Source organism: Paenibacillus xylanexedens, from assembly GCF_007680605.1.
GTDB classification, from domain to species: Bacteria; Bacillota; Bacilli; order Paenibacillales; family Paenibacillaceae; genus Paenibacillus; species Paenibacillus xylanexedens_B.
The window spans coordinates 947,037-962,262 of record NZ_VEIO01000001.1 but is presented as its reverse complement, the minus strand read 5'-3'; the positions used below and the strand labels follow the sequence as shown (position 1 = coordinate 962,262).

Sequence of the window (15,226 nt, the reverse complement as noted above, 5' to 3'; positions counted from 1 at the left end):
CCTGTATTCACGAACCCCGGGGTTATCTGTTTAATTTATCGGATGTCAGTGTCTTCTTCAAATTCCTCCAAAAAATGATTCACTTTATTTTCATAGTCTTCCCAATTGTACTTTTCGTTTTTTATGATCAATTTTGGTATCTCCCATTCCTGAACGATATTGAAAATGAAATCTTGGTTTTTCGTCCAAAAATGTCCCGCTTCAATAAAATCATTATCCGTGTAAAGTCCACAACGATCCTGTGTGAACTCAGGTCCTCGAACATTACATATCCATTTCCAATGTTGCTCTACATGAGTTTGATAAAAATAAATGAGGATCGGATCGAGACGACTTAAAATAAGTTGTACTTTCTTGGTCAGATCTAATATTCTTTGTTTGTCCATTTGCATATTAAAGGCAAAGCCAAGCGTATTCTGAAAAACGTAACTTTCCATAATTGTAACTTCGTCTCGCCCTACTCTTTCATTGACAAAATCAGTGAATAGCTGTTCAACTTTTGTAGTAAACCACTCCGCTTCATCTTGATTAGTAAAGGAAGTAAACGTCTTATCGTATATTCGCAATGGATGGTTCTCTTCTAATTCGTGATAAAACCTATTTTGAATATTCATCTTATTCAACTTTGCACCTATTATTTTTCCAATCGTTGACTTACCGGAACCCGGCATTCCATCTATCAGTATCAATCTTGACTTCATATGTATTCCTCACTTCTATGTTTAAATTGTTCCCCCACAGCTCATTTCACCTAACGTTCTTGTATTCACGACGTCCAACTCCCTTTAGCCCGAAGGCCAGCCCTGATGCGGTTAGAGAGTTGGATGTATCCGGCTGAATCCGCTTGCCTGCAACTACATTTGCCTCCCCCGAATCGACTTCAACTTCTGCCGGACCGATTAATCAAAAAGAAAGTACATATGAATCTCTTTTATGACATCACTCTCATTAACAATAAATTCTGCAAAGAATCCAAGATCACCTTGAAAGTATTCATATATCTTTAAATTTGGTTTGTTGTCAATCCTCTTCAGGTTTGCGTATTTAATATTTGAATATGCATTCTTCAATTTTTCTAAATGATCCCCAACTTTTATCCCTTCAGATGTTTCATATTCATTCTCATCTAATATAATTTCTGAAAGCCATAGACTGTTTTTTTCCACCCCCAGAAATTTTAATATTAATCCACTATAATAGAGATTCTTAGAATACATACCACTAAAGGTATCTGCTCCATCACCGAGTTGCTTAACTTGAGAAGCTTCTTCAGGCTCCCCTAATATATGCACTACAGTCTTTTCTTTGTCTCTCAGCTGAACAAAGGATTGTTTATATTTTATTGAATAATATTTATCTTCTTTAATATTTCCTAATTCAGGAGTTGAAACTGGCGGATCCATGAATACCGTCTCTTCTGTAGAATCTGATTCTGAATTTGCATTTGTCGTTGGGGGTTCTATCGAAGGATCTGTAGCACTAATTGAGGAATGTTCTTCTTTGAAGTCAGAACAACAAACAATGAAAAGTAAAGTAACACATATAATTATTGAACTTATAATTTTCATTGCATAACTCCTTTCTAAGTGACCAACGAGAGCGGTTGCATTGCGTTAGAATGTAATACCTTGTAGAACTTAAATCACTTTTTGTTTTGACTTGTATATTTTTCACTGATTTCTTATAACGTTCTTGTATCTACGAACCCGAGAGGCTTAAGAGAGCGTCAGCAGTTTCGCTTCCTCGAAAAACCTCTGCCGGGCCGAGGAGCGAATGCCCCAAAGCGAGAATATGTTGTTATCCTATGTTCATTCCTTCATGAATAGCTTCCTAATACTACATTTTATTTTTCTTTTGTACAGCTTTTAATATATTCTCCACACTACTATCATCCCAAATAACTACATAACACTTTTCTTTATTTAGCTTTTGAAGAGCGCCAAGTCGATGATTACCATCCCTTACACTTAAAAAGCCTTCTCTGTTTTCAGCAATTAATGGGGGTACATCCCATCCGCTTTCTATACGATCAGAGATTTGATTAATGTTATGATTCCATAAATTTTCATCTTCTACATATTCCATATTTGATTCAGGACCAACAACTCTTTCTAGATAACTGATATTGATTTCAATTGGCCCTAACCAATAGCGTCTTTTCATTTTTAGTCCTTCTGATAATCCAACATTGTCCCCTTCCCCATTCAAAAAAAGATGAATCCATGCTTCAATATCATCATTCGCAGCATACTCCATTGCAGCATTTAAAGTAAATCTAGTCATAGCTACACCTTTCTATTAGTATTTAAAATCAATGCATGAATTTCGGATGACGTTCCTTTATTCACGAACCTGAGAGGCTTAAGGCGCAATGCGCCGGGTCGAAGACCGAGGCTCCAATGGAGCCGATGCTTGAATATTATGTTATATGATGGAAATACTTCTTCGAGATTGCTTACTAACCTTTACATTTTATAGCTTTTTATTTTGATTCATCTTTTTCGATGTGTTATCATATTCTTAAATAAAGACCAAGTGCAGCGAACACTTGGTCAGTACAATTGGCTTGGATGGTCTATTCCCTTCTAAGTCTCAGGTAAATAAAAACCCACCTTCGGCGGTCAACCTTTGGGTGGGTTTTTACTTTCTCTTGTTGTTATTGATGTAAGTTAAAAGTGCAAGAATGAATGTTCCAAATAATAACATCAGAGTCATCGCATCTTTCACTTCCATGGTCTCACCTCCTTTCGAAGGGAAACCATGCCCACCCAAGATTCAATTGTATCTATATTTTACCTGTGTTTACATCTCCGTACAAGTGTTCTTATCTACTTTTTTGTATTATTCCTATATTCTATTTTCAGTCCATCATTTCTATCATATAACGTTCACGTATTCACGACGCCCAGCGAATGCTGGGTGTGTCCGACTACTCCTTCCTCCCCGAAATCCTTCTGCCGGACCGAGGGCGTATGCCCGATGCGTGGATATAATGTTAGATGATGTTGCTGACTTATTCGAATCACTCTGGATATTTCATTGAGGCTTCTATCAATTCATCTTCCTCATCGAAAACTCTTAATACTCTGTCAATGTCACTAACTTCGTAGCTTCTAACTACAATAAGCTGTTGCATATGAAGACCTGGTGGATCTATGTTTGGTCTAGACAAGTTATTTAGCAATCGTTCTGGTGTATATAAAATGCTCCATCTTTTGGAACCATCCGTAAAATGCATCGTGATTTCTATCCAATTCCATTCTTCTGGATTATCAGTTTCAACCTCATCATCGAAATGCCATCTTAATAGCCTTGGTCTTAAATTCAGTTCTTTCACAATGTTTTCACCTCTCTTTGTAACCTAGCAATTTCGGCTAACGTTCACGTATTCACGAACCCCAACGGGATTGTCTGCTGAAAGGCTTCCTCGAAATCCATCTGACAGACCAAGGCTCTGAAGGAGCCGCAGCGTGAATATTATGTTATGTGCTGTTGATGCTTCTCGAGTTACGATCATATAATTATTGTTTCTATATCGCTTTTTTAATGTTTTCAATATAGGTCGTTCGTGTTTCTTCATCCATTAAATTGTTATTTCTGTATTCTTTGTTCAAAAATAAGTTCAAGAGACTTTCGGTACTCAATATTATTTCCTTATATGTTCTATCATTTAATTTCCCATTTATCCATTTGTTCTTCTTCGAATATGTTTTAATTATTACTCGTGCTTTCAATTGTTTGATTCGCAAGACAAATCGGTTAAATAAAGGCTCCAATATAAATTCAATTAAACTGTCCATCAGTTTCATCCTTTGTTTATATGTTCATTCTTATATTTCAGCAGTTGCACATAACGTTCCTGTATTCACGACCCGGCGTATGCCGGTTGTCAGACGAATGTCCGCAGCGTGAATTTTATGTTAGGTGAAGCCAATCTCCTCTTTGAGTTACATAACAAATTTCTAATTATATTCTTTGTTGTTCTTCCATCCACTCTTCAAGTGCCTCTTTTATTACAAAACGATCTTTAGAAGAAATGCTTTTGATTTCATTCCAGTCCCCATCTACAAGTTGTAAACTATACTCTCCGTTAATATTTGAATCAGGATACCATCCTATGTCGAAAAGGATCGTATCTTCTCTTTCAGGCACATACCATTCCCCTTTTTTTATTTTCAATTTAATTATTTGTAGTAAATCTTCTGTGAAGAAACCCCAATTCTCAATGAAATCACCACTGTCTTCGCTGAGAATAGGTTCTACATCATAAAACTTGTTATAGACTACTGCATAGCCTGCTGGAACCTTAAGTTGTATTAAATTCAATCTCCTCATCCTCTTACTAAATTTCTCATTGATTTCACCTAACGTTCCTGTATTCATGAACCCCAAAGGGGTTGTCTGCTGAAATGCCTCCTCAAAATCCTTCCCCCAGACCAAGGCTCCACAAGGAGCCTCTGCTTGAATATTATGTTAAGCGTTGCTTCTGTCTTCCTGAGTTGACTTCATTGATCCTTTATTTACATAAATCTAATTTTCTTGGTTCTTATTCTTTGTATGCCAATTTAAAATCTCTTTTTGTGTTCTATTAATCTTGCTGTTAAATCGTTCTCTGTACTCTTCTTTAATATCGTTTGGATCATATCCATACCATACCTGACAATTGATCAAAAGATCCCGAATCTCATCCATCGAATCTTGAAAAAGCAACATTAATATTTCCGTAGTTAAACGATCGTGTTCGTCATCAGGAGCACCGCCTTCAACTAGATTTACAGGATCAAATCTGTTAACAATGTCTCTTAGTTCTAAAAATGTCTTTGAATCTTTTAAAATCTTTATTTCACGATTTTCTTTAGCACCGTTTCCGAATTTCACATAATCCCTCCGAGATAAATCATTGAGTCCACTTTAAGATTTAACAGGCTGAAATCCTGTAAAGTGTTGTTTGCTTTGTAGATTACGCTTATTGTTCGAATCCTCCTCGTCGATCTTGGTAATTCCTCGCCTTTAAATCGTTCTTAAATGCGCTCTTCCAGAAGTTGCGCTTAACGTTCCTGTATTCACGAACCCGAGAGGCTTAAGGCGCAACGCGCCGGGTCGAAGACTTAGCCTCGCAGAAGTTGTCTTCCTGACCACACTTCCCCGAAATGCCTCAAGCAGACCAAGGAGCCGACAAGCGACGTAGCGTGAAAACGATGTTAGGCGGAGTCATTGTTTTCCATGATTAATCTTGCATATTCATTCCATTCTTTATTATCAGTGTTGATTTCTAAGGTAGGCACTATTGATCTTGTTACATTATATCTTAGATTGTTTTGAGTACCGATAAGCTCGTTACATGCTCGTCCAATATCCGACTTCGACTTATTGAGCCATTCATCTGGATCTCTACTCTTTATTCTCTCTTCTACAACTTCATCCGATATTGTAAGCAGAATACATTTAGCCCCTAGTTCAATTAACTGCTTTTCAATATCGATAATTTCAGTATCATCGTGTTCTGGGAAAGCGACACGATGGTTTAGATGAAATCTTTTTAGGACGAAGAAAAGCCCCCGAGATCTTCTGGATGCTGGTCCTAAATGTATTGCCCAATCATTAAGTTTCTTTAGCATTTCTACTCTTTCCTTAAGTAAATTCAAATGTTCATTTCGAGATAAACTCACATACTCCCCATGATTGTTATTTAGTATTTGTGAATAATGTTCTCCAAGAACAACTACACTCCGTTCAGCGGATTCATCTTGAGATTGATGCTGTTTTATTGCTCTTAATACTGATGTTTTTCCAGCATTGGAATACCCTTCAAGAATTACTCCTCTGATATTCATCCATTAAATACTCCTTCTTTACAATGATTTCGCCTAACGTTCCTGTATTCACGACCCAGCGTATGCTGGGTGTCCGGCGACTGCCGGACCCAGGGCGTATGCCCGCAGCGTGAATATTATGTTATGTGATTCCATTTTCTTTTTTTCATAAATTATCTTTCTTAATATCTCAGGTCATTTTACATAAAAGATAATGAATCAGAGAGGATTTAAAACACATGGAAGTAGAGGAATTAACCCTTATAATTCAGACATTTAGCCTTATGCTTCTTTATTAAATCGAGTCAAGGACACTTTATGGTGAAGAGCTTAAATATTTTTAATTGTGCTTAATATTAAAAATACGACTTAATAAATTAAAAATTCTTCGTTCTCAAATACCGCTATCTTCGAGGCATCCTTAAGAGACCGATCTCCATATATACATTTTTCTCCATAGCGTAGAACTATATCTTCTTGTATTTGGTAAACTACCGCATTTAAATTATATTTATACAATCCATCTTTTGATTTTGGATAATTTAAAAATTTTGTTTTATTATATTTAGGATTAATCGCCTTTATTAATGATTTCTCACAATCCAAAGATATAGCATTTTCATTGATTCCATGATTACCTACTAATAAGTCATTAACATCCTCAAAACTCATATCGGAATCAATTCGAGAGACTAAATCACTGGAAATATTGAAAGGTAGTAAGACAAGGTCGTTAACCATCTGATAGTTCTCAGGAATAATATTTTCATTTATTAGTATTTCTTGTAATGCATGATGGCTTTTAAATCTTTTGAAAATGTGCTGTTCTGTACATTGTCCAACATAGAGTACATCGTATGTTAAGATAGGTTCAGGATCGCCTTTTGTAAGAAGAGTTATTAAACCTTGACTATGCAAATGTAGTAGCCTATCAATATTTGCCGCGAGAATGAATTCTTTATCACCTCTATAAAGTGTGATTGAATGAAAACTTGCTTCATCCTTAGTGTTATTTCCAGTTCTCATATAAGTTAATCCACCTTTAAAAAGTTTCTCATTATACGTTTGAGATATTATTATTTCTAATTCATTAGATATTCCTTGCATGCTTATTTTCAAATGAACTTTACTAGAATCACCTTCAATTAATTGCATGATCGGCAATTTTCTTTTAGCAATTATATATATAGTACAATTTTCGAGATAGTTGCCTATGTCTATATCATCTCTAAACTTCTCAAATTCAAAAATGGTCATCGGAGAGTAACTTAATCTTAGAATGTTGTTAATTTGTTTCATAAAAATCCTCCTTCATAAAATTCTACTGCTCAATCATTTTATAATATTTTAGAGTTTTTTAGTTTCTACAAAATTAAGCATTCAACTTATTGGCTAAAGTACGCTTAAAGAATTGTAAAAATTAATTTACATGATAATTCAAAAAGGTATTGTTGGATTTCACATAACGTTTCCGTATTCATGAACCCCGTAAGGGGTTGTCTGCTGAAATGCTTCTTCGAAATCCATCTAACAGACCAAGGCTCCAGAGGAGGCGCAGCTTGAATATTATGTTATGTGGAGTCAGTCACTTCATTGAATTACTTACACATTGATTTTTGAAATCTTTCTTGAAATTATTCTTATAACTTCTTCTGTTTCTTTATTATCTGTGTCAATATGTTCTTGAAATTTAATATCTTTAAATGCAATTGCACCCGCGTTTGTTTGCTTCTGATACCAAACATCAAATTTGTCTCCACGTTTTTCAATTCGTTTTTTGATCGTCTCTTCAGATGCTAAGAGGCAAAAATGAAAAGTATCTCGATCAATACTTCTAAATCCATTTAATATGTAATTGAAATTTTCAGACTTATAAATTGTCATTGGAACAATAAGATGTTTCTTATACCTATTCATTAATTCTTGAGCTGTCTGTACTACAAGTATTCTCCATAGTTCTATATCCTGAAAATCATCAGTTCGTTCTTCTTCAAAGTAGATGTCCTCTGTTATGATTTTTCTCAACATATATCCAATTTCTTCAGGATCATAAATCATACTATTAGGGATTAGAGGCTGTAACTTTTGAGAAGTCGAGGTCTTGCCGGATCCAAATGACCCATTAATCATAATAATCAAGTGATCACTCCTTCTGGTTTAGGTTTAGATTTACGCACTTGACTGATTTCAGATAACGTTCCTGTATTCACGACCCGACTCATGTCGGGTGTCCGGCGAATGCCGGACCAAGGACTAATGTCCGTAGCGTGAATATTATGTTAGGCGAATTTATGGATTTTACTATCCCTTATTCCATCTTAAATGATTATCCCTTATATCAATGAACCTCCCATTTTCCTTAACAGTTTTTTCCTCTTTATTAATTTCAATGATACCATAGGTTTTTTTCGAATGACAATTTGGGCATAACACCCATAAATTATCTATTGTCTCGCCACCTCCTTTAGATTTATCAATAATATGATCGACTTGAATTATCCAAGCCAATTTCTTATTTCTGACGTACTCTTGGTAGAAACCGCATACTTGACATGTATGTTTCTCTAGCTTGGCAATTCTTTGTTTTTGTGCTTTGCTCTCTTTTCTTATTTTGCTTCTCTTCTCGCTTTCAGTATACTGATTTGCATAATCACTAAATTTTCTTGCCTCTATTTCAATTTGATCCATAGATTTCTTATTCAAGTCATCCATAATTATTTCTTCATCAAAAATCAAATATTCGCTAACTTCAAACTCTACAAACTTGTTATACATTTTGATACTGTCGTCATATTTGATTCTTAAATGGTAATGTTTAATTCCACCATTTTCGTTTTTCGATTTGTCAGCATTCTTCATATAATCAAGAATAAATTTAAAAGGTATTTTCAAAACACCTTCATAACCTAATATCAAACACAGTGCTGATATATTTTGAGATTGATATTTTTGAAGTGCACTAGGTGTCACCCCATACCAGTAACCAACACCATCTGGATAAAGATGAGAAAACTTCATCGTTACTACCTCATCACTCTTTAGCTTATAGTAATTTATAGATTCATCTTTATATAAACGCTCATATCCTAATAGCTCAGCCGCGGTCAAATCACTTATTCCTCTTCTTTCCATAGCTTTTACCTTCTCTCTATAATTTCGCCTAACGTTCCTGTATTCATGAACCCCAACGGGGTTGTCTGCTGAAATGCCTCATCGAAATACATCCGCAGACCAAGGCTCCAAAGGAGCCGTAGCATGAATATTATGTTAGGTGATGGATGCTACTTCTTCGATTCTCCTGTATATTGTATCTGCGATTTTCCCGTTTTTATTATAAGTTTTTTTCAACCTACACTTTCTATTTAATAGATTTTCATGTCTGTATTTATCAATCAATATATTCTCAAGTGTTTCAAATTGATAAGAATTATTCTTCTTCCCTTCCATACATATTAGAATCAGTTTGTAATTCATCAGAACTCTACCAGCTTCAGCAATGCTTTGATCACTCTCTTCTCTTTTAAAATCTTTTTTTACTATATTCTTCAATAAGTTATTAAAACCGCCTATTTTCCTTAAATCCAAATGTCCTCCAAGTCGTTCAATAAATGGCCTTGATGATGCTTTTCCTATGTACCTAATACTTTTTTCATCTTTTACTATATAAATTCCATTCCCAACAAAGCCATTATCTAGATCAGTAAAATATACTAGATCAAATAATTTTAAATCACCAATAACTTTCCCTTCGGTTGATTCAATTAAATTAAAAAGCTCATTCCAAGTTTTATCTTGTAGAAAATCTTCATTAACAATCCACATCTGTTATATCTCCTTTATATATAGTATCTTTCACCTAACGTTCCTGTATTCAAGACGTCCGGCGAAGTCGGATGTGTCTGCTGAAACGCTTCCACAAAATTCATCCAGCAGACCAAGGCTCCAAAGGAGCCGCAGCGTGAATATTATGTTATAAGATGGTCGGGCCTTCTTTGAGTTTACTCGCACAAGATGCTTTATTCTCCCTCAACCAATAAACCATAAAATCAAACAACTCTATCGAATGTCTATGAGTACTCTTACAATTTGGTAATTCACTTTTTATCTTTCTTACGTTGGTCTCAATTTCATCTGACTCAATAAAACAAACTAATCCTGGACAAAAATTATCTAGTGCTTGAAAATATCTCTTTTGGGGCTCAATAAATCTTAAATTCTGTTCAAATCCTCTTCTCAATCTAGTCTCATCACTTGCTTTCCTTTGTCTCAGATTAGTTTCCTGTGTGTGTAGAATAAAATATTTGTCAGGAAACCCCAGCTTCCTTTGATTCAATAGTGGTCTATAAAAATTTTCAACAAATTCTAATGACTGCCCATCAAATAACGTAAAATCAAAAGCCCAATTGTACCAAAACGGCTGATATAAATCGATATCAATAATCACTAAACCATCTTTTTCTTTCTCGGTCGCAATCTTCCATCGATCTACCTGCCTCTCAAAAAACCATTCTGGATAAACTAATTCTGGCTTTTCCCACCATGCTGCGACCTCAGGAATATGAAATGATCCATTTTGATTTGCAAGCGTCGCAGATGTTGTAGTTTTCCCCGTAGCACTTGCTCCCTCGATACTAATAATTGTCATTTGTTTAGATTCTCCTTATTTCCTTTTGCCCGACTTTCAGATAACGTTTCTGTATTCATGAACCCCAAAGGGGTTGTCTGCTGATATGCCTCCCTGAAATCCTTCTCGCAGACCAAGGCTCCAAAGGAGCCGCAGCATGAATATTATGTTATAAGATGGAATCACTTCTAGAATATACCTTCACTATTTTTCTTCTTCTGGTACATATTCAATTAAATCCGATAATTTGCAGTTAAATGTATCGCATAGTTTAAATAAAGTTTCTAGTTTTGTTGTTTCTATATTCGTCTCCCTATATAACTTGTTGATTGAGTTACGACTTAAGCCTGATCTCACCATCAATTCTGTTATATCATCTATCCGATGTTCTGCCATGAGTTCTCGTATATTGCACTTGATTACGTTCATCTTTTCCCCTCCATAGTTCTATCTTATCTTCCATATTAGTAATCATCAATGAAAAGCGAATATTTAACTCTACAAAGTCAAATATTCACCTTGTAATTAACTTTATGAAGTTATATAATAACTCTATAGAGTTAATTACAAGGAGGATTAAAATATGGTCAATACATTAGAAACGCTAACAGAACCACTTATAAGAATACGTTTAGAATTACTCTATACTAAGCTTTTGGAGTATCATGCGGAATACACTCAGCTTTCTTCTGAGTCAGAACAATACTTTAAAACACTCCGTGATGCTTTGCCCGATCAACTTCAACATACGGTCTTTCTTTACGAAGACGCTCAAATTTCTCTTCAATCCATCTTAGAAAGAAGTATATACATACAAGGTTTTAAAGACGCTCTACAACTCTTTAGTGAATTACAAAACTCTAGCATTTAGAGGATCATATGATCCTCTTTTCTTTTGCTTAGTGTGTTTTAATTAGAATTATGAATCAATTCCTATGCTCTTCATAAGAGCAGTATATTGTTCAGCATCTTCTTTAACCTTGTCAATAATTAACCTAGCAGTTGATACCATTTCAGGCACTTCAACTGGCATAGCCGCTCTTTCAATAGAGCCTTGTAAATGAGAATACTCGTTATTAATTCTATCTATTAAAATTGAAGGAATTTTATCTTCCCCAAAGAAACGTTCCAGTTTGTCCTCAGAGAAATCAGGATATTTAAAATAAAGATATATCTCTAAAAACTTTCTTGCGTTGTTACCAAAATTATAAAACAAATGGAAATTCGAATCATCTACGGTGTCTATACAAGAGCACTGGTGTATGCAAGAGAATAAATAGTTAAACTCAGTGCCAAATTCTTTTAAGTATTTCGGCATAAGTAATAATGTTGAATAATGACCTTGCCTGTTGATTATAAAGTACTGCTTGCTACAACTTTTACTTTTTCCATTTGGTTGTTGTTCCAAACTATTCAATCTTCTTAAATACTTCAGAAAATCAAGGTTATGAGTTGACACAAAAAGCTGCTCAAATGCCCCTTTTCCCGCTATTTCAGCAGCAATCAAGCTGTAAACGAAAAAAATATGATTCCCATCCAAACTAGAAATAGGATCATCAATCCAAATTATAGGTTTAAGCCCACTAGTATCAATATCATTTAATTTTGCAACAAAATAGCAAAAAGAAATCAAACTACACTCCCCTTCACTTAAATGATAAGCACGTCTTCCATTTCGAACAATTTCAAAGCGAACCTTCTTTTCGCCATCATTAATATCTTCAATAGCTTTTAAAGAAAGAAACTCGTGACCAAAAAAATCAGTAAGGTATTTATTAACTAAGAGTGCACCTTTCTCCTCATCGTTTAGCTGACGCTTTTTATTTGTTATTAATTCTTCTAGTCTTTCTATCTCTGTTTGAGTTAGATCAAGTGCTTGCTTAGCATCTTCTACTTTCTTTTTGTTTTCGCTTATGAAGCCCATATATTCACTGTAATTTGTCATTTGACAAAAATCATAGACCTCTTGTAAGCGTAAAGCTTCTCTAGCATTAGTCTGCTCCGATGCTAAATTCCCAGTAAAATCATTAGATTGAATACGCCATTCCTCATAGCTCTCCAAAATCATTCGTTGTTCTTGAGAGCAATCGAAAGGACGTACAAAAGGTATAGATACCGTTATAGCTTCTTTTCTCTTAGATAATTGCTCTTTTAATAATTTCAGTTGTCCATTATACCTAGACGAAAATTCCGAATATGACTCAGACAATTTTTCGATCTCTTTATGAAAATTGGAATAAAACAAGCCTTTATCAGTTACAAAACCATTTTCAACTGCTTGCATTTCCATTTCAATTTTTTCGATCAATTTCCCAATTCTTTGTTCTAAAGCCCTCGATTCATCATCAAAATGCTTATGTAAAACGCTCCAACGTTCATCTGAAACTTTTTCTCCACAAAACGCACACATTTCTCTTTTATCTTTATGTAAGTCATAGCCTTTTTTCACCCACTCATTCAAGCTAACCTCACGAAGCAATTCACTAATTTTATCAGAAGAACCAATTTCTTGTGATAATAATTCTTCTGCCTCAATGCAGAACTTTTCCCATTGAAGGGATAAAGTTGGGAGAGCTGGAACAATGGACTTAACTTGCTCTTTTAGCATCAGTTCATGTTCAGCTTTTTGATGATCAACTAACGAATTGTACGATTCTGACAAAACCTTTTCGATATCTGTCTTCAACTTGGATATATTGTAATTCTGGTCTCCAAACTTATTGGATCTATACTTTATCCCTGTGTTGCGTCCTGTTGCCTTTTCTGAAAGTTGTCTGTCTAAACTACTAGCAAGCTGATCGTTAGCTGATTTTACTTCAATATAAATTGTTTTGTAATTCTTCAACTGTTCGTATAATCCAGTTTCTTTGTTTTCCTCATTGGAACCAATCTCATTTCTCAAAACAGCAATTTCTTCTTCTAGGGTATTATTATCATCACCAAGGACAGCAAATGGTTTTACATTATCTTCTGGATCAATTATAAACCTCAAATTTTCTCGAACAAAATCTTCATTAAAAACTCTGATATTCTTTTGAACATTAGCTATTTGATCTTGATTTATAGTAGTATCATCATCAAATATTACAGAGAAAGACGGACTATCGTATTTTTCTGAAATTTCACCGATTTCCATTGCCCTTACAATGCGAGAAAGTGTTGTTTTTCCAGCATAATTTCTTCCGTAAAGAATATTCATTCTATCAAATCGCATTATTTGACCATTATTATTTATTACTGAATTATCCCATTCGAAATTTTGGAATACTGCAAGATTTCTTATAGTTCTAATCTTCTTGATCATTAAAATAGCCCCCCTGATTCAATTTGTTTATAGAGTTTTTGTTATTGATAGTTTTAGACTCTGTCGTATAACATAATTTCTACGAACTTCGTATATACCGCTCATTTCAAACTCATATCCGAACTACATCTAATATAACCCAATTTGTTCCATCTGCGAAGTCATCAAATAGAGAAAAGCAGTCCCACAACTGCTTCGCTTGTTATTACTTGCTAACAAGCATACCTACAGTTACAACGGGACTGCTCTGACTTATTTTAAAGCCTTACTGCCTCATACCTAAAATCGTACTCCCTACTCCTAAACCTCATTTCCCACCGACACTCCATACCACACGCTCGCTCATGGCTTTATGCTGGGCGATCAGGCAGAGCTCTGCTGCCTTAAATGCGTGCTCCTGTGTCATTGCAGTCTCGGTACGATCCAGACAGTCGCGGATGAGCTGACCGAAGAACGGATAACCAACTTTGCCTTTGACGTTGTATCTGAACTCACCCTCATGGTTAACCAGGTATACCTGATCCCCTTCCGGCTCGCGTGCAATATCGATGTACTTGCGCAGCTCGATGTAACCGTCTGTGCCGAGAATAACGGTACGTCCATCGCCCCAAGTACCGAGGCCGTCCGGTGTGAACCAGTCTACGCGGAAGTAGCCGGATGCTCCGTTATCACCGATCAGGGAAGCTTCACCGAAATCCTCCAGTTCCGGGAACTGTGGATGATTAAAGTTGTTGACCCGGCTGAATGCTACCTGTGCATCACTACATGACGCAAAGGTCAAGAACTGTTCAATCTGGTGACTACCAATGTCACAGAGAATGCCGCCGTATTGCTGATGGTTGAAGAACCAATCTGGTCGTCCGCCCGCGTTCAAACGGTGTGGCCCTGTGCCCATGACTTGAACTACTTTGCCGATGGCTCCTTGCTCAATGAGCTGTCCAGCATAGATGGCACTTTCCACATGCAAGCGTTCACTGTAATACACCATGTATTTTTTGCCCGTACGCTTTACTTCTTCACGTGCCAAGTCTAATTGCTCCATCGTGGTGAACGGGGCTTTGTCTGTAAAATAATCCTTCCCTGCTGCCATGACCCTCATCCCAAGTGGTGCACGGTCTGACGTAATAGCGGCGCTTGCTACCAGCAACACCTCTTCATCCGCGAGTACTTCCGCTTCGGATGCGGCGACCTGTGCCTGAGGGAACTGTTTGCGGAATGCATCCACTTTAGCCTGGTCCGGGTCGTACACCCACTTGAGCGTAGCTCCAGCCTCCAGCAATGCGCCGACCATGCCATAGATATGTCCGTGATCCAAAGCCACTGCTGCGATAGTGAACTCTCCCGGTTCGCACACAACCTCTTTTGTAGCACTTTTAGGTGCATAAAACATTCCGTCTTTCGCCATGTTATCCCATCCTTTTCTTTATTGCATTTAATGTATATTGATCAAGCCTTTTGATATCCCAGACTCCATCAATACGTTTG

The 15,226-nt window shown here is 36.0% G+C and carries 17 protein-coding genes; 1 reads left to right on the top strand and 16 read right to left on the bottom strand.

The annotated features are described in order from the left end of the window. Positions 1-35: 35 nt before the first annotated feature. The 14 genes from FS818_RS04410 to FS818_RS04350 form a co-directional block, all read right to left on the bottom strand. Positions 36-701 carry a P-loop NTPase family protein gene (locus tag FS818_RS04410; RefSeq protein ID WP_145329959.1) on the bottom strand — a complete coding sequence of 222 codons (666 nt, stop codon included), beginning with the start codon at positions 699-701 and terminating at the stop codon, positions 36-38. A gap of 198 nt (positions 702-899) precedes the next feature. Then, positions 900-1,568: a hypothetical protein gene (locus FS818_RS04405; protein WP_145329957.1), complete on the bottom strand. Its 669-nt coding sequence runs from the start codon at positions 1,566-1,568 to the stop codon at positions 900-902. A 268-nt stretch (positions 1,569-1,836) separates the two neighbouring features. Beyond that, entirely contained in the window at positions 1,837-2,283 is a 447-nt protein-coding gene (locus FS818_RS04400) for a ParB N-terminal domain-containing protein (protein ID WP_145329955.1), read from the bottom strand. A gap of 357 nt (positions 2,284-2,640) precedes the next feature. After that, complete coding sequence (gene comI, locus FS818_RS28690) at positions 2,641-2,733, bottom strand: competence inhibitor ComI (protein ID WP_007431380.1); 93 nt, start codon at positions 2,731-2,733, stop codon at positions 2,641-2,643. A gap of 289 nt (positions 2,734-3,022) precedes the next feature. Then, positions 3,023-3,337, bottom strand: coding sequence for a hypothetical protein (locus tag FS818_RS04395; RefSeq protein WP_145329953.1), 315 nt, complete (start codon positions 3,335-3,337; stop codon positions 3,023-3,025). Between the two features lie 629 nt (positions 3,338-3,966). Beyond that, positions 3,967-4,383, bottom strand: a complete 417-nt coding sequence (locus FS818_RS04390; RefSeq protein ID WP_260989778.1) for a hypothetical protein — start codon at positions 4,381-4,383, stop codon at positions 3,967-3,969. Between the two features lie 147 nt (positions 4,384-4,530). Continuing rightward, positions 4,531-4,878, bottom strand: a complete 348-nt coding sequence (locus FS818_RS04385; protein WP_145329951.1) for a hypothetical protein — start codon at positions 4,876-4,878, stop codon at positions 4,531-4,533. 323 nt (positions 4,879-5,201) lie between these two features. Continuing rightward, positions 5,202-5,834 (bottom strand): hypothetical protein, encoded by a 633-nt coding sequence (locus tag FS818_RS04380; protein ID WP_145329949.1) that lies wholly within the window; start codon positions 5,832-5,834, stop codon positions 5,202-5,204. Positions 5,835-6,182: 348 nt separating this feature from the next. Beyond that, positions 6,183-7,112 (bottom strand): hypothetical protein, encoded by a 930-nt coding sequence (locus tag FS818_RS04375; RefSeq protein ID WP_145329947.1) that lies wholly within the window; start codon positions 7,110-7,112, stop codon positions 6,183-6,185. A 303-nt stretch (positions 7,113-7,415) separates the two neighbouring features. Further along, positions 7,416-7,943, bottom strand: coding sequence for an AAA family ATPase (locus tag FS818_RS04370; RefSeq protein ID WP_260984552.1), 528 nt, complete (start codon positions 7,941-7,943; stop codon positions 7,416-7,418). Between the two features lie 171 nt (positions 7,944-8,114). Continuing rightward, the gene (locus FS818_RS04365; RefSeq protein WP_145329944.1) at positions 8,115-8,945 is read right to left on the bottom strand and encodes an HNH endonuclease; all 831 of its coding nucleotides are present in this window, start codon (positions 8,943-8,945) and stop codon (positions 8,115-8,117) included. A gap of 135 nt (positions 8,946-9,080) precedes the next feature. Then, on the bottom strand, positions 9,081-9,635 hold the full coding sequence (locus tag FS818_RS04360) for a hypothetical protein (RefSeq protein WP_145329941.1): 555 nt from the start codon (positions 9,633-9,635) through the stop codon (positions 9,081-9,083). Positions 9,636-9,783: 148 nt separating this feature from the next. Next, complete coding sequence (locus FS818_RS04355; protein ID WP_145329939.1) at positions 9,784-10,458, bottom strand: ATP-binding protein; 675 nt, start codon at positions 10,456-10,458, stop codon at positions 9,784-9,786. A 183-nt stretch (positions 10,459-10,641) separates the two neighbouring features. Beyond that, positions 10,642-10,866, bottom strand: a complete 225-nt coding sequence (locus FS818_RS04350) for a helix-turn-helix domain-containing protein (RefSeq protein WP_145329937.1) — start codon at positions 10,864-10,866, stop codon at positions 10,642-10,644. A 154-nt stretch (positions 10,867-11,020) separates the two neighbouring features. Here FS818_RS04350 and FS818_RS04345 point away from each other — a divergent pair, with 154 nt between their 5' ends. Continuing rightward, on the top strand, positions 11,021-11,308 hold the full coding sequence (locus FS818_RS04345; protein ID WP_145329935.1) for a DUF6809 family protein: 288 nt from the start codon (positions 11,021-11,023) through the stop codon (positions 11,306-11,308). 48 nt (positions 11,309-11,356) lie between these two features. Here the strand turns inward: FS818_RS04345 and FS818_RS04340 are convergent, their stop codons facing one another. Together FS818_RS04340 and FS818_RS04335 are read right to left on the bottom strand one after the other, a co-directional pair. Then, on the bottom strand, positions 11,357-13,741 hold the full coding sequence (locus FS818_RS04340) for an AAA family ATPase (RefSeq protein WP_145329933.1): 2,385 nt from the start codon (positions 13,739-13,741) through the stop codon (positions 11,357-11,359). Between the two features lie 307 nt (positions 13,742-14,048). Next, positions 14,049-15,146, bottom strand: a complete 1,098-nt coding sequence (locus FS818_RS04335) for a Gfo/Idh/MocA family protein (RefSeq protein ID WP_145329932.1) — start codon at positions 15,144-15,146, stop codon at positions 14,049-14,051. Positions 15,147-15,226: the final 80 nt, after the last annotated feature.